The 20,055-nt window shown below is 60.8% G+C and carries 16 protein-coding genes; 9 read left to right on the top strand and 7 right to left on the bottom strand.

All coding sequences use genetic code 11. The annotated features are described in order from the left end of the window. Positions 1 to 58: 58 nt before the first annotated feature. Both EJD88_RS20895 and xthA read right to left on the bottom strand, forming a co-directional pair. Positions 59 to 1,393, bottom strand: coding sequence for a substrate-binding domain-containing protein (locus EJD88_RS20895; protein ID WP_158878918.1), 1,335 nt, complete (start codon positions 1,391 to 1,393; stop codon positions 59 to 61). A 199-nt stretch (positions 1,394 to 1,592) separates the two neighbouring features. After that, entirely contained in the window at positions 1,593 to 2,405 is an 813-nt protein-coding gene (gene xthA, locus EJD88_RS20900; protein ID WP_158878919.1) for an exodeoxyribonuclease III, read from the bottom strand. A 169-nt stretch (positions 2,406 to 2,574) separates the two neighbouring features. Between xthA and EJD88_RS20905 the strand changes: the two genes are divergently transcribed. The 7 genes from EJD88_RS20905 to EJD88_RS20935 all read left to right on the top strand — a co-directional run bounded on the left by EJD88_RS20905 (position 2,575) and on the right by EJD88_RS20935 (position 13,523). Further along, complete coding sequence (locus EJD88_RS20905) at positions 2,575 to 3,219, top strand: N-acetyltransferase (RefSeq protein WP_099586687.1); 645 nt, start codon at positions 2,575 to 2,577, stop codon at positions 3,217 to 3,219. A gap of 64 nt (positions 3,220 to 3,283) precedes the next feature. Beyond that, on the top strand, positions 3,284 to 5,011 hold the full coding sequence (locus EJD88_RS20910) for an autotransporter assembly complex family protein (protein ID WP_112195982.1): 1,728 nt from the start codon (positions 3,284 to 3,286) through the stop codon (positions 5,009 to 5,011). Then, entirely contained in the window at positions 5,011 to 8,682 is a 3,672-nt protein-coding gene (locus tag EJD88_RS20915) for a translocation/assembly module TamB domain-containing protein (RefSeq protein ID WP_158878920.1), read from the top strand. The genes EJD88_RS20910 and EJD88_RS20915 overlap by 1 nt, the downstream gene beginning before the upstream one ends. A gap of 178 nt (positions 8,683 to 8,860) precedes the next feature. Beyond that, complete coding sequence (locus EJD88_RS20920) at positions 8,861 to 9,334, top strand: MarR family winged helix-turn-helix transcriptional regulator (RefSeq protein ID WP_112195978.1); 474 nt, start codon at positions 8,861 to 8,863, stop codon at positions 9,332 to 9,334. Then, positions 9,331 to 10,782: an efflux transporter outer membrane subunit gene (locus tag EJD88_RS20925; protein WP_112195976.1), complete on the top strand. Its 1,452-nt coding sequence runs from the start codon at positions 9,331 to 9,333 to the stop codon at positions 10,780 to 10,782. The genes EJD88_RS20920 and EJD88_RS20925 overlap by 4 nt, the downstream gene beginning before the upstream one ends. A gap of 15 nt (positions 10,783 to 10,797) precedes the next feature. Continuing rightward, on the top strand, positions 10,798 to 11,994 hold the full coding sequence (locus EJD88_RS20930; RefSeq protein ID WP_158878921.1) for an efflux RND transporter periplasmic adaptor subunit: 1,197 nt from the start codon (positions 10,798 to 10,800) through the stop codon (positions 11,992 to 11,994). Next, positions 11,994 to 13,523, top strand: a complete 1,530-nt coding sequence (locus EJD88_RS20935) for a DHA2 family efflux MFS transporter permease subunit (protein WP_099586693.1) — start codon at positions 11,994 to 11,996, stop codon at positions 13,521 to 13,523. Before EJD88_RS20930 ends, EJD88_RS20935 begins: the two co-directional genes overlap by 1 nt. A gap of 138 nt (positions 13,524 to 13,661) precedes the next feature. On the opposite strand, the gene lpxH is transcribed toward EJD88_RS20935, so the two are convergent. Together lpxH and EJD88_RS20945 are read right to left on the bottom strand one after the other, a co-directional pair. Then, complete coding sequence (gene lpxH, locus EJD88_RS20940) at positions 13,662 to 14,411, bottom strand: UDP-2,3-diacylglucosamine diphosphatase (RefSeq protein ID WP_112195972.1); 750 nt, start codon at positions 14,409 to 14,411, stop codon at positions 13,662 to 13,664. Beyond that, complete coding sequence (locus tag EJD88_RS20945) at positions 14,408 to 14,914, bottom strand: peptidylprolyl isomerase (protein ID WP_112195970.1); 507 nt, start codon at positions 14,912 to 14,914, stop codon at positions 14,408 to 14,410. Before EJD88_RS20945 ends, lpxH begins: the two co-directional genes overlap by 4 nt. A 247-nt stretch (positions 14,915 to 15,161) precedes the next feature. On the opposite strand from EJD88_RS20945, the gene EJD88_RS20950 reads away from it, so the two are divergent. Together EJD88_RS20950 and cysS are read left to right on the top strand one after the other, a co-directional pair. After that, positions 15,162 to 16,862 carry a glutamine--tRNA ligase/YqeY domain fusion protein gene (locus EJD88_RS20950; protein WP_158878922.1) on the top strand — a complete coding sequence of 567 codons (1,701 nt, stop codon included), beginning with the start codon at positions 15,162 to 15,164 and terminating at the stop codon, positions 16,860 to 16,862. A 19-nt stretch (positions 16,863 to 16,881) separates the two neighbouring features. Beyond that, positions 16,882 to 18,270, top strand: a complete 1,389-nt coding sequence (gene cysS, locus EJD88_RS20955) for a cysteine--tRNA ligase (RefSeq protein ID WP_099586697.1) — start codon at positions 16,882 to 16,884, stop codon at positions 18,268 to 18,270. A gap of 85 nt (positions 18,271 to 18,355) precedes the next feature. Here cysS and EJD88_RS20960 read toward each other — a convergent pair whose 3' ends face one another. The 3 genes from EJD88_RS20960 to EJD88_RS20970 form a co-directional block, all read right to left on the bottom strand. Then, positions 18,356 to 18,493 carry a hypothetical protein gene (locus tag EJD88_RS20960; RefSeq protein WP_158878923.1) on the bottom strand — a complete coding sequence of 46 codons (138 nt, stop codon included), beginning with the start codon at positions 18,491 to 18,493 and terminating at the stop codon, positions 18,356 to 18,358. Between the two features lie 140 nt (positions 18,494 to 18,633). After that, a complete protein-coding gene (locus EJD88_RS20965) occupies positions 18,634 to 19,047 on the bottom strand; it encodes a hypothetical protein (protein ID WP_112195964.1) in 414 nt (137 codons plus the stop codon). Beyond that, positions 19,004 to 20,055 (bottom strand): RHS repeat domain-containing protein (locus EJD88_RS20970; RefSeq protein WP_178117249.1); only part of this gene is annotated, 1,052 nt, incomplete at its 5' end. The genes EJD88_RS20970 and EJD88_RS20965, both read right to left, overlap by 44 nt.

Here is a 20,055-nt window from a genome sequence, read left to right on the forward strand (position 1 = left end):
GGGCTTGCCCCGCGCGGGGCAAGCCCGCTCACCACAAAAGCCCGCTCACCACAGGGTTTCAATAGACCCAAACCTCCACCCGCCGATTCTTGATCCGCCCCTCATCCGCCGTATTCGCCGCCACCGGCATCTGCGCGCCAAACCCACGGATATCGCGCAACACCACGCCGTTCCTGACCAACTCTCGTCGCACCGCCATCGCCCGCAGTTTCGACAGTAGCGCCGCCCGCTGCGGGTCATTCTTGGCGTCGCCAAACCCCACCAGTGTCACCTGCTTGTCCAGCTTGTCGTGGCCCTTGAGATACGCCACCACCCGCTGCACATCCTGGCGCGCCTTGTTATCCAGGCTGGCGCTGCCTTCTTCGAAACGAAAATTGACCGTCAAACGCTGGGCATCCCGGGCGATGGCTTGATAGTCATCGGGCATGGTCGGGCGCGGTTCCACGGCCATGGCCTGTACCTGCTGCGCGATAAACCCGCTGGCGGCCACAATCGCCTGGCCTTTGCTGCTCTGGGCGAAGTCCACCAACGCCTTGGCCCACGGGTGATGGCCCGAGGGCGGCAGGTAAAAGAACAAGCGGCGCGACAGCGGGTAATCCTCAGTGGCGATCAGGCTGTTGAGCGGCAACATCGGTTGCGAGTCGCCATCCACAATTGCCACCGCCTTGGACTGACGCACGTAGGGCAGGCCAATAAAGCCAATGCCTTGGGGATCCTGGCTCACCGCGTCGGACAACTGCTCGCTGGACTCGAAACGCTGGGCCGAAGAGGCGAGGGGCTTGCCGCGCAGGCGTAGGACCAATTCCTTGAACGTGTCGTAGGTGCCGGACTGGTCATCGCGGGCGTAGATGTGAATCGCGCCGCCGATGCCACCCAGCGCCTCCCAGGTGCTGATTTCACCGTTGAAAATCTGCGCCAGTTGCGTGGTGTTCAACGTGTTCAGCGGGTTTTGCGGGTTGAGGATGATGGCGAGGCCGTCGATGGCGATCACCTGTTCGGCTTCGGCGCTTTTCAGGTCGCCGAGAGGCTCAAGGTCCACCAGTTCGCTGTCCTTGATGGGGCGGGAGGAAGCGGCCAGGTCGGCGCTGGTTTTCTTCAACGCGGCAAAACCGGTGCTGGAGCCGTGGGCCGCGACGTCGATGGTCACGGTCTTGCCCTGGCGCGTCTTGCCGATCACACGTTGTTCGTTGGCGCCTTCGGCGGGCTCGATGTGCACGCCCTGCAACCCTTGATATTCCATCAAACCCTTGGCCAGCGCCGGTGCCAGCGCCGCGCCAATGGTGTTGGAACCCTGGATGCGCAAGGCAGGCCCTTGGTCGGGCACGGGGAGGGGAGCAGCCACAGCAGGGAGGGAAAGCACGCAACACAACAGGAACAGAACGCGCAGCGTCATGCCGGCACCTTCTCAAGCCAAAGGGAGTGCCGCGAGATTAAGACAGGCAGGTTGCATAAATATGACTGACGCGCCGCGGAGCAAAATGTGGGAGGGGGCTTGCCCCCGATGGCGGTGTGCCAGACAGCTTATCTGTCACTGATACACCGCTATCGGGAGCAAGCCCCCTCCCACATTTGGATTTTTATTCGCCTTAGGATCAGCTCAGTTCCAACCAGATCGGCGCATGGTCCGACGGCTTTTCCAGCCCGCGCAGATCGTAGTCCACGCCCGCATCCTTGACCCGTGGCAGCAAGCCGTTGGAGGCCATGATCACGTCAATGCGCAGGCCGCGCTTGGGCTCATCTTCAAAGCCACGGCTGCGGTAGTCGAACCAGCTGAAGCGGTCGGTCACGTCCGGGTTGAGGTGACGGAAGCTGTCCACCAGGCCCCAGTTTTTCAGGCGGGCCATCCACTCGCGTTCTTCGGGCAGGAAGCTGCACTTGCCGGTTTTCAGCCAGCGTTTGGCGTTGTCGGCGCCGATGCCGATGTCGCAGTCTTGCGGGGAAATATTCACGTCGCCCATCACCACCAGCGCCTGGTCGTTGCTGAACTGGCTTTCCAGCAGCTGTTGCAGGTCTTCGTAGAAGCGTTGCTTGGCGGGGAACTTGGTCGGGTGGTCGCGGCTTTCGCCCTGTGGGAAATAGCCGTTCATGATGGTCACCGGGTTGCCATTTTCATCGGCGAAGGTACCCCAGATAAAACGGCGCTGGGCGTCTTCCTCGTCGCTGGCAAAACCTTTGTGAAGGCTCAACGCCGGCTGACGCGAGAGCAGGGCCACACCGTAGTGACCTTTCTGCCCGTGGTAATACACGTGATACCCAAGAGCCTGTACGTCGGCCAGGGGAAACTGGTCATCGTGGACTTTGGTTTCCTGCAGGCCGATCACATCGGGTTGGTGTTTTTCAATCAGCGCCGCCAGCTGATGGGGGCGGGCGCGCAGCCCGTTGATATTGAAGGAGACGATTTTCATGGTCGGCAGTCCAGTCTTGGCAAAAGGGCGATGCTAGCCGACAAGTCGGACGGGGGCCAGCGTGGCGGTAGGGCAGATGCACTGCTAATGTCTGGGAACGACTGGTGCTGCGTAGGTTCGTACCCATAAGAACGCCATCTATTGAATGGCGCCCAGGGAGATTGACTGTATGACTGACACTGCCATTGGCGAAATTCGCCTGCTAAACAGCGGCTATTCGCGCGAAGCCCGCTCCCTGCTGTACCAGGCCTATCGGCATGAGCCGACGTTTGCCTACATCTTCGAAGCTGAACGCCCAGGTTATGAGCAGCGTGTGCGTGCCACTGTACGTGAGCTGGTCAAGCAGCATTTTTTCCAGAAGCTTCCGGCGATTGGTTTGTTTGTGAATGATCGGCTGATCGGCATCTCCCTGATTGCACCGCCGCAACGGCGCCTGGGCATCACCGAGAGCTGGGCCTGGCAACTGCGCATGTGGCTGAGCACCGGCGTGCGCGGTACGCGGCGTTACCTGGATTACCATCACGCGGTGCTGGCGTGCCTGCCGAGCGAGTCGGTGCATGTGCTGCCGCTGTTGGGTATTCACCCGCAATTCCAGGGCAAACACTACGGCGAACAGTTACTGGAAGCGGTGCACAACTGGTGCGCCGAAGACCCGCATTCGTCCGGTGTGGTGCTGGATACGGGCAACTCGCGCTACCTGGATTTCTATAAACGCCAGGGGTACGAGGAAATCGGCGAGGTCGCTGTAGGCCCGATCCTGGAGCATGTGTTTTTTCACCCCAATCCTCAGGCGTTACATGCTGCAACGGCTTAGGCAAGAATTTTTCAGAATTATCCGGGTTATAAGATGCTCCCCAGCTCGTGTAGCATCCGCGCCTATGAAGTTTCCAGGAAGATTTACCCGTGGTTTGATCCTGCTGCTCACCAGTTGCAGCGCCTTGGCGCAAAGCGAATTGGATGTGCGGGTCAAACCCTCAAACGACGCGTTGAAAGCCAACATCGAAGGCTACATCGGCGGGGTGGGCGATCGTGACGAAGAGGCCTTGCTGCGGTTCAGCCGTGGCGCCGAGGAGCAGGCGCGCAAAGCGGCGCAGGCCTTAGGCTTCTATCAGCCACAGATCGACAGCGAAGTGAAGGGCGGCAAGAACCCGCGCCTGATCCTCAGCATCGACCCCGGCGAACCGGTGCATTTGCGCAACGTGACCATTCGGGTAGACGGCGAGGCGGCGAACCTCAAGTCGTTTCGCGTGCCTGCCAGCGACGACCTCATCTCCGGCGCCGTGCTCAATCACGGCCACTACGAAGACGCCAAGCGTCTGATCCAGAACCAGGCCTCGCGCTACGGCTTCTTCAGTGGGCGCTTTATCAGCCAGAAACTCGCGGTGGACCCCCAAGCCGGCGTCGCCGATATCGAACTCATCTATGACAGCGGCCCGCGCTACAGCATGGGCAAGGTCAGCTTTGCCGGCGACACGCCGTTTGATGACGAACTGCTGCAACGCATGGTGCCGTTTAAAAGCGGTGACCCCTACGATTCCGAACTGATCGCCGAACTCAACCAGAACCTGCAAGCCAGCGGCTTTTTCGAAGGCGTGCGCGTGGACGCCAGCCCCACCGCCTCAACCAATGACGTGATCCCGGTGGCCGTCAATCTGGACACCCGAAAACCGCGCACCATGGGCCTGGGCCTGGGCTACTCCACTGACGTCGGCCCGCGCGGCAAGGCCAACTGGACCCGTCACTGGGTCAACCCTCAGGGCCATAGTTATGGTTGGGAGGCCGAACTGTCGGCCCCGCGCCAGAACGTCGGCCTGTGGTACGACATTCCGCTGGACCCACCGCTCACCGACAAACTGCGCTTCGCCGGTGGCTACCAGAATGAAGAACTGGCCAACACCGACACCCTGAGTAAATTGCTCACCGTCGGCCCGGAATGGCACAGCAAGTTGCCCAGCGGCTGGACCCGGGTGATATCCCTCAAATACCAGCGCGAAGAATATCGCCTGGGCGACGACTCCGGTCTCAGTAACCTGCTGATGCCGGGCATCAGTTATTCCTACCTGCGCAGCGACAACCGCATCGACCCCCACAATGGCTATCGCCTGCAATTCGACACCAAGGTCGCCAAAGAAGGCCTGGGCTCCGACACCAACTTGCTCTACGGCACGGCCATGGTCAAAGGCCTGACCACCCTGTGGGACAACCACCGTTTCCTGGCGCGGGCGCAAGTGGGCGGCAGTGCCACCAATGGCTACAAGTCGGTGCCGCCTTCGCTGCGCTTCTTTGCCGGTGGCGATCAGAGCGTGCGTGGTTACGAGTACCAGACCCTGTCGCCGGAGAATGACCAGGGTGATCGCATCGGTGGCCGCTACATGGTGGCGTTGAGCGCCGAGTATCAATATTCCATCGCCGAAAAATGGCGGATCGCGACCTTCATCGACCAGGGCAACTCGTTCAACTCCCTGGAACTGCCGAGCCTGAAAACCGGCGTCGGCGTCGGCATCCGCTGGGTATCGCCGGTCGGTCCGATCCGCCTCGACCTGGCCCATGCCCTGGAAGATCCGGGCGGCGTTCGTTTGCACTTTTCCATGGGGCCTGAGCTGTGATGCGTGGTTTGAAAATAGCGGGGCTGGCCGTGGTGGCAGTCCTTGCCGTGCTGTTGCTGGCACTCTGGGCGGTATTGGGCAGCCAAGCGGGCAGCCGCTGGGCCTTGGGCCTGGTGCCGGGTTTGAGCGTGGAGAATTTCCAGGGTCGCCTGGGCGGCCAATGGAGCGCCGATCATCTGCTCTGGCAGCAAGACAGCAGCCGCGTGGAACTCAAGGCAGCCACGTTTGATTGGTCCCCCGCCTGCCTGCTGCACATGACCTTATGCATTGACCAGTTGGATGTGGATCAAATCAGCCTGCAATTTCCACCCAGCACCGAAGACAGCAGCGGGCCTGTTGCACTGCCCGATCTGACGTTGCCGGTTGCCCTGCAGTTGGGCGACGTTCGCATCGGCAGCCTGGTGTTCAACGGCAGCGAAGAACTCAAAGGCCTGCAACTGGCGGCGCACTGGACCGCCGCAGGCATGCAGATCGACTCCGTGCACCTGCAACGCGACGACCTGGTGCTGGACCTGTCCGGCCTGCTGCAACCCACCGGTGACTGGCCGTTGACCGCCAGCGGTAACCTCAGCCTGCCTTATGCGCCCGGCGGCGCGCCCTGGAGCGTTGCCCTCAAGGTCGAAGGCGACCTGCTCAAGACCCTCAAGCTCGACGCCGATAGCAGCGGCTACCTGCCGGCCAAGCTCAAGGGCGAGTTGCAACCCCTGGCGGAAAACCTTCCGGCCCGGTTGCACATCACCGCTGACGGCTTCAAGCCCAGCGCCGATTTGCCCGACACCCTGCAACTCAATCAACTGGACCTCACCGCCAACGGTGATCTGAAAAGCGGCTACCAACTGCAGGGCAAGGCCGTGCTGCCGGCGGAAAAAGGCCCGGTGGACTTGCTGCTGCAAGGCAGGGTCGACGCCAAGGGCGCGCAGATCGCCGGCCTGGACCTGAATGCCGGTGACAAGCAAAGCCTCAAGCTCAGTGCCAACCTGGACTGGCAACAAGGCTTCAGCGCCGATGCCAAGATCGACTGGCTCGACTTTCCCTGGCATCGCCTCTACCCCGTGATCGACGAACCCCAGGTGACGGTGCGTACGTTCAACGGCGAGATTTCCTATAAAGACGGCAACTACCTGGGCAACCTCAAGGCCGACCTCGACGGTCCGGCGGGCAAGTTCAACGTGGTCACGCCGTTCAGTGGCGACCTCAAGCAAGTCTTCCTGCCCGAGCTGAAACTGACCGCCGGCCAAGGCAAGGCCGAAGGCCACCTCAACCTGCAGTTTGCCGATGGCATTGCCTGGGATACTGCGCTGGACCTGTCGGCGCTCAATCCGGCGTACTGGATCGGTGAACTGCCGGGCACGTTGGCCGGGCCGCTGCGCAGCAAGGGCGAGTTCAAGAACGAGCAACTCAAGCTCACTGCCGACCTTGACCTCAAGGGCCGCCTGCGTGGCCAAACCGCCGTGCTGGCGGCCAAGGCCGAAGGTGCAGGGGAACAATGGACCCTGGCCAGCCTGGATATCCGCCTGGGTGACAACCGCATCAACGGCAGCGGCAGCCTGCAACAACGCCTGGCCGGGCAGATCGACATCAAGCTGGCGCGCCTGGCCCAGCTGTGGCCGCAATTGCGCGGGCAGATCAATGGCCGTCTTGACGTGGCCGGTAGCCTGAACGCGCCCCAGGGCAAGCTGGACCTCAAGGGCCAGCAATTGGCGTTTGCCGACAACCGCCTGCAAAACCTCAGCCTCGCGGCCACCCTCGATAACGCCCAACGCGCCAGGATCGACCTCAAGGGCAGCGGCATTCAAAGCGGCGACACCCAGGTCGGTACCCTGACCGCCAGTGCCCAAGGTGATATCAAGCAGCAAAAAGTCCAGATGGACCTGACCGGTCCCTTGCTCAAGCTGGCCCTGGCCCTGGACGGTAATCTCGACAAAGGCAACTGGCGCGGGCGTCTGGCCAGCGGTGATGTCCAGGCGGGTGGCCAGGACTGGAAGCTGCAAGCCCCGGCGAAAATCGACTACATGGCCGACGGCAGGCTGACCTTCGCCGCGCACTGTTGGGTCTCCGGTGCTGCCAGCCTGTGTGGTGAAGACCAGCGGCTGATGCCCGAGCCCAAGCTGCGTTACCACCTCAAGCAATTCCCCCTCGACAGCCTCGCGGCGTTTTTGCCCAAGGACTTCGCCTGGCAGGGCAAGCTCAATGCCGATGTGCAACTCGACCTGCCCAACAGCGGCCCCAAAGGCGTGGTGTCGGTGGATGCCAGCGGCGGCACCTTGCGCGTCAAGGACAAGGACCAGTGGCTGGATTTCCCTTACGACACCCTCAAGCTGGAAACCACGCTCAATCCCAAGCGCATCGACACCCAGCTGAACTTCCGTGGCGGCAAGCTCGGTGAATTGCTGTTGCAGGCGCAGATCAACCCGCTGCCGAAGAACAAGCCGATCACCGGCAATTTCAGCCTCACCGGGCTGGACCTCGCGGTGGCGCGGCCGTTTGTGCCGATGGTGGAAACCCTCAACGGCAAGCTCAACGGCAACGGACGCATCTCCGGTGGCCTGCTGGCACCGCAGATCAACGGCAATGTGAACCTGATCGGCGGTGAAGTCTCCGGTCCGGAACTGCCCATCAGCCTCGAAGGCCTGAATGTGCAGGCGCTGATCGCCGGTGAAAGCGTGCAGCTCAACGGCGGCTGGCGCAGTGGCAAGGCCGGGCAGGGCAGCCTCAAGGGGCAGATAGACTGGGGTCAGGCCCTCGCCGTGGACCTCAGCCTGCAAGGCTCGCAATTGCCGGTCACGGTCGAGCCCTACGCCGCACTGGAAGTGGCGCCGGACCTGAAGATCACCCTGAAGGACGACAAACTGGCGATCGCCGGCAAGGTGCAGATCCCGCGTGGTGACATCACCGTGCGCGAACTGCCGCCGTCGACGGTCAAGGTCTCGGACGACACCATCATCGTCGGCAGCCAGACCGAGGAGGGCAAACCGGCGATGGCCATGGCCATGGATATCGACGTGGCAGTGGGCGAAGACCAGCTCAACTTCTCGGGTTTTGGCCTCACCGCCAAGGTGCAGGGCCATGTGCATATCGGCGACAACATGGACACCCGTGGCGAGCTGTGGCTCAACGATGGCCGCTACCGCGCCTACGGCCAGAGGCTCGATGTACGCCGGGCGCGGTTGCTGTTCGCCGGCCCGCTGGACCAGCCGTACCTGGACATCGAAGCGATCCGCAAGACCGACGATGTGGTGGCCGGTATCCGTCTCAGTGGCAGCGCGGAACAACCCACCACGCAAATCTTCTCGGAACCGGCCATGAGCCAGGAACAGGCGCTGTCCTACCTGGTGCTGGGGCGCCCGCTGAGTACCACCGGTGAAGACAACAACATGCTTGCCCAAGCGGCGCTGGGCCTGGGTTTGATGGGCAGTGCGGGGGTGACCTCGGACATCGCCACCAAGTTGGGCATCCGGGACTTCGACCTCGATACCCAGGGCAGCGGCAATAACACCGCCGTGGTAGCCAGCGGCAAGATCACCGAGAAACTCAGCCTGCGTTATGGCGTGGGGGTGTTCGAACCGGCCAGTACCATTGCCTTGCGCTACCTGTTGAGCAAAAAGGTCTACCTGGAGGTGGCCAGTGGTGTGGCCAGCTCGTTGGATATCTTCTACAAACGCGATTTCTGAGCCGTACTCGGTAAAAAATGTGGGAGGGGGGGTTGCCCCACTCCCACATTGGACTGCATTTCTACCCGCCTTCCTGAACAATTACCAAGCAAGCTAATTATTCCATTTGACATTCGCTGCCTAAGCAGTAACATCTCGTCACACATTCACTGCCTAGGCAGTAATAAGGTGACTTCCAATGCCTCACTTCACCCCGGACAACTTCCATAACTGCCACCTCGGCCTGTTGCTCGGCCGCGCCGCGATCCTCAAGGACCGCATCATCGACACCCATATGGAACCCCACGGCATCACCGCCGCGCAGTTCAAGGTGTTGATCATCATGGCCCAGTTCGGTGTCGACACCCCGGCGGAGCTGTGCCGCCACCTGTCGCTGGACAGCGGCTCGATGACCCGCATGCTCGACCGGCTGGAGCAAAAAGACCTGCTCAGCCGCAAGCGCTCGGACCTCGACCGCCGCCAAGTGCAGTTGGTGCTCACGCAGGACGGCCAGCGCCTAGCGGACATGCTGCCGCACATCGGCGCCCAGGCGCTGAACCAACTGGCGGGCGCGCTGGAGCCGGGCGAGTTGGAAACCCTGGAAAAGATCCTCAAGAAAATTCTGATAGCGGCGGGTGATCCCATCACTATCCTGCGGGTAGGTAATAAATGAATACACGTGCCTTATGCCTGGTGCTCGTGGCCATGAGCATGGCCGGTTGCGCCAACTACAGCGGCCTTGACACTCAGGGCCAGCGCCTCGACGCCAACACGCTGCAGACCGGTCAATCCCTGAGCGGCGTGTCCTTGTCGAACGCGGCCTGGCCGCGCGCCGATTGGTGGAAAAGCCTCGGCGACCCACAGCTCGACGGCCTGATCCGTGAAGCCCTGCAAAACAGCCCTGACATGCAAGTCGCCAGCGCCCGCGCCCACCAGGCCGAAGCGGCCGCGTACGCCGCGAACGCCGCGCGCATGCCGACCCTGGACGCCAGCGCCGGTGTGACCCGTTCGCGCCTGGCCAGGGATCAAGACCCGCTGGGGCAGGGCGATGCCTATTCCACCGTGCGCAACATCGGCGCCAGCTTTAATTACACCTTCGACCTCTGGGGCGGCCAGCGCGCCGCCTGGGAAGCCGCGCTGGGCCAGGCCCGCGCCGCGCAAGTCGACCAGCAGGCCGCGCGCCTGACCCTGGCCGCCGATGTAGCCAAGGCCTACAGCGATTTGGGCCAGGCGCATATCGTGCGTGACCTGGCCACCGACGACCTCAAGCGCACCCGGCAAATGCTCGACCTGAGCAAGCGCCGCCTGGACTCGGGCATCGACAGCCACTATCAGTACCAGCAGACCGAAAGCCTGGAAGCCAGCGCCCAGTCGCAACTGATCGACGCGGAAAAGCAACTGCAGAGCGCCAAGATCGCCCTGGCGGTATTGCTCGGCAAAGGCCCGGATCGCGGCAATGAACTGGCGCGCCCCACGGTGTTGAAGCCGGCCGCCGTCGCCGTGCCGTCAGTGCTGCCTGCCGAACTGCTGGGCCGCCGCCCGGACCTGATCGCTGCGCGCTGGCGAGTCGAGGCCGCGAGCAAGGACATCGCCGCCAGCAAGACGCGCTTCTACCCCAACCTCAACCTGAGCGCGAGCGCCGGGGCCGAGTCATTACTGGGGGATGCGATGTTTGGCTCACCAAGCCGCTTCTTCAATATCGCCCCCACGATCTCGTTGCCGATCTTCGATGGCGGCCGCCTGCGCGCCGACCTCGATGCCCGCGATGCCGACTACGACTTGGCCGTGGCGCAGTACAACAAAACCCTGGTGCAAGCCCTGGGCGATATTGGCAACACCCTGTCGCAGCTGCGCGAAACCGGCCGGCAGATCCAGGCCCAGCAACACGCCACGGACATTGCCCAGCAGTCCTACGACACCGTGGTCCAGCGTTACGGCTCCGGGATCGGTAACTACCTGGACGTGCTCAGCATCGAGCAGCAGTTGCTGCAGGCCCAGCGTCAGCTGGCGACCCTGAATGCCGGGCAAATCGCTTTGTCGATCCAATTGATGCAGGCCCTGGGCGGCGGCTACAGCGCCGACAACGTGGCATCGACCACCCCAGCCACTCGCACGGAATAATTTGAGGTATTTGTCATGGCCACTGCCGACAGCAACACCGCAACAGACACAAACGACAACAACCCGCGCAAACGCAAAGTCATGTTGGTCGGCCTTGCGCTGATCGTCATCCTCAGCGTCATCGGCGTATGGGCCTGGCACGAATTCTACGGGCGCTTCAACGAGAGCACCGACGACGCCTATGTGAACGGCAACGTGGTGGAAATCACCCCGCTGGTCACCGGCACTGTGGTGAGCATCGGCGCCGACGATGGCGACCTGGTCCACGAAGGCCAGGTGCTGGTCAACTTCGACCCGAATGACGCCGCGGTCGGCCTGCAAAGTGCCCAGGCCAACCTGGCGCGTACCGTGCGCCAGGTGCGTGGCTTGTACAGCAACGTCGATGGCATGAAAGCCCAGGTCAATGCGCAGAAAGCCGACGTGCAGACCGCCCAGGACAACTACAACCGGCGTAAAACCCTGGCTCAGGGCGGGGCGATTTCCCTTGAGGAACTGTCCCACGCCCGTGACAGCCTGACCGCCGCCAAGAACGCCCTGACCAACCTTGAGCAGCAACTCAAAACCACCAACGCCTTGGTGGATGACACGGTCATCTCGTCCCATCCGGACGTGCAAGCCGCCGCCGCGCAACTGCGCCAGGCCTACCTGACCAATGCGCGCAGCACCCTGATCGCGCCAGTCACCGGCTATGTGGCCAAGCGCTCCGTGCAACTGGGCCAGCGTGTGCAGCCGGGTACTGCGTTAATGGCAGTGATCCCGCTGAACGAACTGTGGATCGACGCCAACTTCAAGGAAACCCAACTGCGCGACATGCGCATTGGCCAGCCGGTGGACATCGAGTCGGATATCTATGGCAGCGACGTGAAATACAGCGGCACCATCGACAGCCTCGGCGCCGGCACCGGCAGCGCGTTCGCCCTGTTGCCGGCGCAGAACGCCACCGGCAACTGGATCAAGATCGTGCAGCGGGTTCCGGTGCGCATCCATATCAATGCCGAAGAGTTGGCCAAGCACCCACTGCGTGTGGGCTTGAGCACCGTGGTGAATGTGGACCTGCACGACCAGAGCGGCCCGGTGCTGGCGCAACAGCCGCCGCAAAAGGCCTCGTTTACCACCAACGTGTACGACCGCCAATTGGCCGAAGCCGATGCCATGATCACCCAATTGATCCATGACAACAGCCTCGCCGCGCCCAAGGCTGTGCAACGCTGATGAGCAATAACGCCTCCTTCACGCCGCCCAGCCTGTTGATGGCCACTATTGGCCTGTCGCTGGCGACCTTTATGCAGGTGCTCGACACCACCATCGCCAACGTGGCGTTGCCGACCATTTCCGGCAACCTGGGCGTGAGTTCGGAGCAGGGCACCTGGGTGATCACCTCGTTTGCCGTGAGCAACGCCATCGCCTTGCCGCTCACCGGTTGGTTGAGCCGTCGGTTTGGCGAGGTGAAGCTGTTTCTGTGGGCGACCATCCTGTTTGTGCTGGCTTCGTTCCTGTGCGGGATTTCCACGTCGATGCCCGAGCTGATCGGCTTTCGGGTGCTGCAAGGCCTGGTGGCCGGGCCGTTGTATCCGATGACCCAGACCCTGTTGATTGCGGTCTACCCCCCGGCGAGGCGCGGCATGGCCCTGGCGTTATTGGCGATGGTCACGGTGGTCGCACCGATTGCCGGGCCGATCCTGGGCGGCTGGATCACCGACAGCTACAGCTGGCCGTGGATCTTCTTTATCAACGTTCCCATCGGCATCTTTGCGGTGATGGTGGTGCGTGCGCAGTTGAAGAAACGCCCTGTGGTCACCAGTCATCAACCGATGGATTACGTCGGGTTGTTGAGCTTGATCGTGGGGGTCGGCGCCTTGCAGATCATCCTCGACAAGGGCAATGACCTGGATTGGTTCGAGTCCAACTTCATCATCATCGGTGCGGCGATTTCGGTGATTGCCCTGGCGGTGTTCATCATCTGGGAAATGACCGACAAGCACCCGGTGGTCAACCTGCGGCTGTTTGCCTACCGCAACTTTCGCATCGGCACCATCGTGTTGATCCTCGGTTATGCGGGCTTCTTCGGCATCAACCTGATCCTGCCGCAATGGTTGCAAACCCAGATGGGCTACACCGCCACCTGGGCGGGCCTGGCGGTGGCGCCGATCGGGATCCTGCCGGTGCTGATGTCGCCGTTCGTGGGCAAGTACGCGCACAAGTTCGACCTGCGCCTGCTGGCGGGCCTGGCGTTCCTGGCGATTGGCTTGAGCTGCTTCATGCGCGCCGGCTTCACCAATGAAGTGGACTTCACCCACATCGCCCTGGTGCAGTTGTTCATGGGCATTGGTGTGGCGCTGTTCTTCATGCCGACCTTGAGCATTTTGATGTCCGACCTGCCACCGCACCAGATCGCCGACGGCGCGGGCCTGGCGACCTTCTTGCGCACGTTGGGCGGCAGCTTCGCGGCGTCGCTGACCACCTGGATCTGGATCCGCCGGGCGGACCAGCACCATGCGTACATGAGCGAGAACATGACCACCTATGATGCGGCCACGCGCAATGCGCTGGATGCGTTGGGTGGGGCAGGGCACAAGGCCTATGCGCAGTTGGACCAGATTCTCACCAGCCAGGCGTACATGATGTCCACCGTGGATTACTTCACGTTGCTGGGGTGGATGTTCATGGCGCTGATGTTGCTGGTGTGGCTGGCGAAGCCGCCGTTTACGGCGAAGGCGGGGCCGGCTGCTTCGGGTCACTGATCCACAAAGGCTGGAATGCAATCAACTGTGGGAGGGGGCTTGCCCCCGATGGCTGTGGATCAGTCAGCATATTTTTGGCTGACCCACCGCTATCGGGGGCAAGCCCCCTCCCACATTTTGATCTCTGTTCACATTGGATCAGGCGCCAGGTAGTGCCAGCTGCGGATTGACGAAGTCAAACGCCGCCAACGCAAACCCTTGCTCATCCACCTGCAACGCCCAGCCCTGCTTGTCCCAATCCCCCAGCACAATGCGCTTGGCCGCCTGTTCGCCAATCTGCAGCTTGTGGATCGCCGGGCGGTGGGTGTGGCCGTGGACCAGGGTACGTACGCCGAACTGCTGCATTACTTGCGGCACTTCCTCGGGGGTGACATCGACAATGTCGTTGGCCTTCATGCGTGTTTGCGCACGGCTTTCACTGCGCAGCTTGCGCGCCAGCTTGTGGCGGGTACGCAGGGGCAAGTGGCGCAGGATAAACAGCACAATCGGGTTACGCAGGATGCGCCGCAGCTTCATATAGCCAAGGTCGCGGGTACAGAGGCTGTCGCCGTGCATCAACAGCACGGGCTCGCCGTAGAGCTGCACGACACTCGGGTCCTTGAGCAAGGTAGCGCCTGCCGCTTTGCAGAACGCCTTGCCGATCAGGAAATCACGGTTGCCGTGCATGATGAAAATCGGGGTGCCGCTGTCGCTCAGCTCACGCAGAGCCTCGCAGATGGAACGCTGGAAGGGGGTCATGCCATCGTCGCCAATCCAGGCTTCGAAGAAGTCCCCCAGAATGTACAACGCCTGGGCGCCACGGGCGCGGCCGTGGAGCAGATCCAGAAACGCCCGGGTGATGTCCGGGCGTTCCTCTTCCAGATGCAAGTCTGAAATCAGCAATATCACGCTTCGATGATCTCGGCTTTCTCGACGATCACGTCTTCGGCTGGAACGTCTTGGTGACCGGCTTTGGAGGTGGTCGATACGCCTTTGATCTTGTCGACAACGTCGGTGCCTGCGGTGACTTTACCGAACACGGCGTAGCCCCAACCCTGCACGTTCTTGCCGCTGTGGTTCAGGAAGGCGTTGTCGGCCACGTTGATGAAGAACTGCGCGGAGGCCGAATGCGGCTCCATGGTACGGGCCATGGCGACGGTGTACTTGTCGTTGGAAAGGCCGTTGTCCGCTTCGTTCTGGATGCTTGGGCGCTTGTCTTTCTTTTCTTTCATGCCAGGCTCGAAACCGCCGCCCTGGACCATGAAGTTGCCGATGACACGGTGGAAAACGGTGTTGTCGTAGTGGCCGGCCTTCACGTATTCGATGAAGTTGGCGACGGTGATCGGCGCTTTTTCGGCGTTCAGCTCGATGACGATCTCGCCGTGGTTGGTGGTCAGTTTGACTTGAGTCATGTTCACTACTCTTTCAGGAAATTCGTGGGTTTGAGCGCCTGGGCGCCTTACCGGTTTGGCGAAACTGCGGCCAAGGCGCGCAGTTTAGCGTGCCCGGCGGGAATTTCGAGGTGGTTTTTTACCGCCTGTGCAATAAATCCAGCAGTTTTTGAGCGCACTCTGTCAGCAGCTTGACAGCATCAGCTATGATACGGCCTTTGTTTTATCTGGCCCCAACCGGCCACGAACCTGTCTGTTCAAGGATCCTATGAGCAAGCCCACTGTCGACCCTACCTCGAATTCCAAGGCTGGACCTGCCGTCCCGGTCAATTTCCTGCGCCCGATCATCCAGGCGGACCTGGATTCGGGCAAGCACACGCAGATCGTCACCCGGTTCCCGCCAGAGCCCAACGGCTACCTGCACATCGGTCACGCCAAGTCGATCTGTGTGAACTTCGGCCTGGCCCAGGAGTTCGGTGGCGTCACGCACCTGCGTTTCGACGACACCAACCCGGCCAAGGAAGACCAGGAATACATCGACGCCATCGAAAGCGACATCAAGTGGCTGGGCTTCGAATGGTCCGGTGAAGTGCGCTACGCCTCCAAGTATTTCGACCAGTTGTTCGACTGGGCCGTCGAGCTGATCAAGGCCGGCAAGGCCTACGTCGACGACCTGAGCCCGGAGCAGGCCAAGGAATACCGTGGCACCCTGACCGAGCCGGGCAAGAACAGCCCGTTCCGCGACCGTTCGGTGGAAGAGAACCTCGACTGGTTCAGCCGCATGCGCGCCGGTGAGTTCGCCGACGGCGCCCGCGTGCTGCGCGCCAAGATCGACATGACCTCGCCGAACATGAACCTGCGCGACCCGATCATGTACCGCATCCGCCATGCCCACCACCACCAGACCGGTGACAAGTGGTGCATCTACCCGAACTACGACTTCACCCACGGCCAGTCGGATGCCATCGAAGGCATCACCCACTCCATCTGCACCCTGGAGTTCGAAAGCCATCGTCCGCTGTACGAGTGGTTCCTCGACAGCCTGCCGGTACCGGCGCACCCGCGTCAGTACGAATTCAGCCGCCTGAACCTGAACTACACCATCACCAGCAAGCGCAAGCTCAAGCAACTGGTCGATGAAAAGCACGTGTTTGGTTGGGATGACCCGCGCATGTCGACCCTGTCGGGCTTCCGCCGTCGCGGTTACACCCCGGCGTCGATCCGCAATTTCTGCGACATGGTCGGCACCAACCGTTCCGACGGCGTGGTCGACTTCGGCATGCTCGAATTCAGCATCCGCCAGGATCTGGACGCGAACGCCCCGCGCGCCATGTGCGTACTGCGTCCGTTGAAAGTCGTGATCACCAACTACCCGGAAGGCCAGGTCGAGAACCTCGAACTGCCGCGTCATCCGCAAAAAGAAGAACTTGGCGTGCGCAAGCTGCCGTTCGCCCGTGAAATCTACATCGACCGCGATGACTTCATGGAAGAGCCGCCAAAAGGCTACAAGCGCCTGGAGCCGAATGGCGAAGTGCGCCTGCGCGGCAGCTATGTGATCCGTGCCGACGAAGCGATCAAGGACGCCGACGGCAACATCGTCGAGCTGCGCTGCTCCTACGATCCGGACACCCTGGGCAAGAACCCTGAAGGCCGCAAGGTCAAGGGCGTGGTTCACTGGGTGCCGGCCGCGGCCAGCATCGAGTGCGAAGTGCGCCTGTACGATCGTCTGTTCCGCTCGGCCAACCCTGAGAAGGCCGAAGACAGCGCGAGTTTCCTCGACAACATCAACCCTGACTCCCTGCAAGTACTCACTGGTTGTCGTGCCGAGCCATCGCTTGGCGACGCACAGCCGGAAGACCGTTTCCAGTTCGAGCGCGAAGGTTACTTCTGCGCGGATATCAAGGACTCGAAACCAGGTCATCCGGTATTCAACCGTACCGTGACCTTGCGTGATTCGTGGGGCCAGTGATTCTGTTTAAGGAACTGTCGTGCTAACGATCTACAACACACTCAGCAAGACCAAAGAAGTCTTCAAGCCGCTCGATGGCAACAAGGTGCGCATGTACGTGTGCGGCATGACCGTGTACGACTACTGCCACATCGGCCATGGCCGCAGCATGGTTGCCTTCGACCTGGTGACCCGCTGGTTGCGTTTCAGCGGCTATGACTTGACGTATGTGCGCAACATCACCGACATCGACGACAAGATCATCAACCGCGCCAACGAAAACGGCGAGTCGTTCGACGCGCTGACCGAGCGCATGATCGCCGCGATGCACGAGGACGAGGCGCGCCTCAACATCCTCAAGCCGGACATGGAGCCACGTGCCACGGACCACATCCCTGGCATGCACGCGATGATCCAGACCCTGATCGACAAGGGTTACGCCTACGCCCCAGGCAACGGTGACGTGTACTACCGCGTCGCCAAGTTCATGGGCTACGGCAAGCTGTCGCGTAAGAAGATCGAAGACCTGCGCATCGGCGCGCGCATCGAAGTCGACGAAGCCAAGCAGGATCCCCTCGACTTCGTGCTGTGGAAAGCCACCAAGCCCGGCGAGCCGAGCTGGGAATCGCCATGGGGCGCCGGGCGTCCGGGCTGGCACATCGAATGCTCGGTGATGTCCACCTGCTGCCTGGGCGACACCTTCGACATTCATGGCGGCGGCAGCGACCTTGAGTTCCCGCACCACGAAAACGAAATCGCCCAAAGCGAGGCCGCGACCGGCAAGACCTACGCCAACGCCTGGATGCACTGCGGCATGATCCGCATCAATGGCGAGAAGATGTCCAAGTCCTTGAACAACTTCTTCACCATCCGCGACGTGCTGGAAAAGTACCATCCGGAAGTGGTGCGTTACCTGCTGGTGTCCAGCCACTACCGCAGCGCTATCAACTACTCGGAAGACAACCTCAAGGACGCCAAGGGCGCTCTGGAGCGGTTCTACCACGCGCTGAAAGGTCTGCCAGTGGTTGCGCCTGCCGGTGGCGAAGCGTTCGTGGCACGCTTCACTGAAGTCATGAACGACGACTTCGGCACCCCCGAAGCCTGCGCCGTGTTGTTCGAAATGGTGCGCGAGATCAACCGCCTGCGCGAGAGTGATCTCGACGCAGCGGCGGGCCTGGCGGCACGCTTGAAAGAGCTGGCCAGCGTGCTGGGCGTGCTGCAGATGGAAGCCGATGACTTCCTGCAAGCCGGCGCCGAAGGGCGTGTGGATGCGGCGCAAGTGGAGGCGCTGATCCAGGCGCGTCTGGCTGCTCGTGCGGGTAAAGACTGGGCAGAATCCGACCGCATCCGTGACCAACTGACCGCGATGGGTGTGGTGTTGGAAGATGGGAAGGGTGGGACTACTTGGCGGTTGGCTGATCAGGCTTGATCGTTGATTGCTGAATGAAAAACGCCCCGACTGGTTCGGGGCGTTTTTTTGTCTGTACTCAGGCATGTGACTTTGAACAACGGTCCTACTCACCAACAATCAAATTCCCTCCAACAAACGGCACTGGTTTTTCGGAAGTATTCAGATAGTGGTTAATTGCTTGATCAGCAGCAGTGTGAAACGCGGTTAAATCAGACGGCGGGTTGGAACTGTCTTTAATCATGACAAAGCGCCTAGAGTATTGGAGTCACCAGCCATCACTGCAAAACGATATTTGGGAGGCAACTGTATGCAGAGGTCGCAGGCTGGGACTCTAGGCGCTCGGCATACCCGAAGGGTGGCGAGCCACCAGCCCCGGGGCGCTTACTGAAAACTGGCGTCGATTCTTTCGACCCTTAATTTTATGAATTCTTCGTTTAGCTCAGGGTGATCATAATGTATGCCTTCGTCTTTGAGTAATGTGAAAGTAAGAAAATTATCATCGTGTAGAATTCCATAAAGGAAATAGGCGTAACCACAGTCAATCTTCTCGGTTAAAAGAACGCGTGGTTCAATCTTCGCAATCTCATAGTCTTCAGGAATATTTAATGTCAATTCTACATTATAGGTCCTGCCTACTTCTATGTCGTATGGGCAGTAACTGATAAGGCAATTTACAAGTGTCCCTTCAATAAGCAGTGTAACGTCTTCCTCTACGTGCTCATTGAGCGAAACTACTTGGGCTTTTTTATAGTTATTTGCTGTAAGGTCTGATGATTTTTTCAGTGGGGTCGCCATTTATCATCCTCCAGAAATCTTTCCCGCTTTTGGTATGTAACGTAGTAATGTGGCCATCTGTATTTGTTCCAGCGAATGCGAATTTGGCTTGACCACTTCTATTTGTTCCTATCAATAAGACATATCCAGTCGTTGGTGTGTTTTTGTACGAATAGTGTACGGGTATTCCGTTGCTCACTACGTGCCGTGCGGCGAGTAGATACTCCTTACTGCTCTCGGCGCCGAATTGAGAACCATGCTTCTCATAATGTTCGTCTAATTTTTGCTTGCTGGCAAACTCCGCGGGCCCTGTCGTAGATGGCCTGTGGGGTTCGCCTGTATTTACTTTAGCTTTGTCTACCGGGTCTTCAACTACCCATTGCGGTTTGCACCCAGCGTCTCCTGGGCAATTGCTCAACCCTAATGGATCAACCCACCCCGTAGGGTTAGGCACGTACTGGTACGCGTTGATCCCCCCCGCCAACTTCACCGGGTCCGGCGTCAGATAGCGCCCGATATCCGGATTGTAGTAGCGATGGCGGTTGTAGTGCAGCCCGCTCTCCTGATCAAAGTACTGACCCTGGAAGCGCAGCGGGTTGTCGATTTTACCTTTGTCGAGACGGCTGATCTGGCCGTAGGCGCGGTAGTGCGCGGACCAGACGATTTCGCCGTCTGGGTCGGTGAGTTCCTGTGGTGTGCCGAGGTGGTCGAGTTGGTAGTGGTAGGGCTGGGTTTCGGTTGGGCCGAAGCCTTCCAGTAGTGCCAACGGGCGGAAGCTGTCGGGTTCGTAAAGGTAGCTGCGGTGGCGGTCCGCATGGTGTTCGGCAATCAGCTTGTCGCCTTGCCAGAAAAATTCTGTGGTGATGTCCTCCACGGTTTTGCTGATGCGCCGTCCAAACGGATCGTAGCGGTAGCTGGCGGTTTGCCCGTTGGGTTGTGTGACGGCAATCAGGCGGTGCTGGCAGTCGTAGCGGTACTGGGTGACCAGTTGGTGACCTTTGCCTCTGCGTTCACCGATCAGGTTGCCGA

Source organism: Pseudomonas sp. PB105 (genome assembly GCF_009764655.1).
Taxonomy (GTDB): domain Bacteria; phylum Pseudomonadota; class Gammaproteobacteria; order Pseudomonadales; family Pseudomonadaceae; genus Aquipseudomonas; species Aquipseudomonas cyclaminis.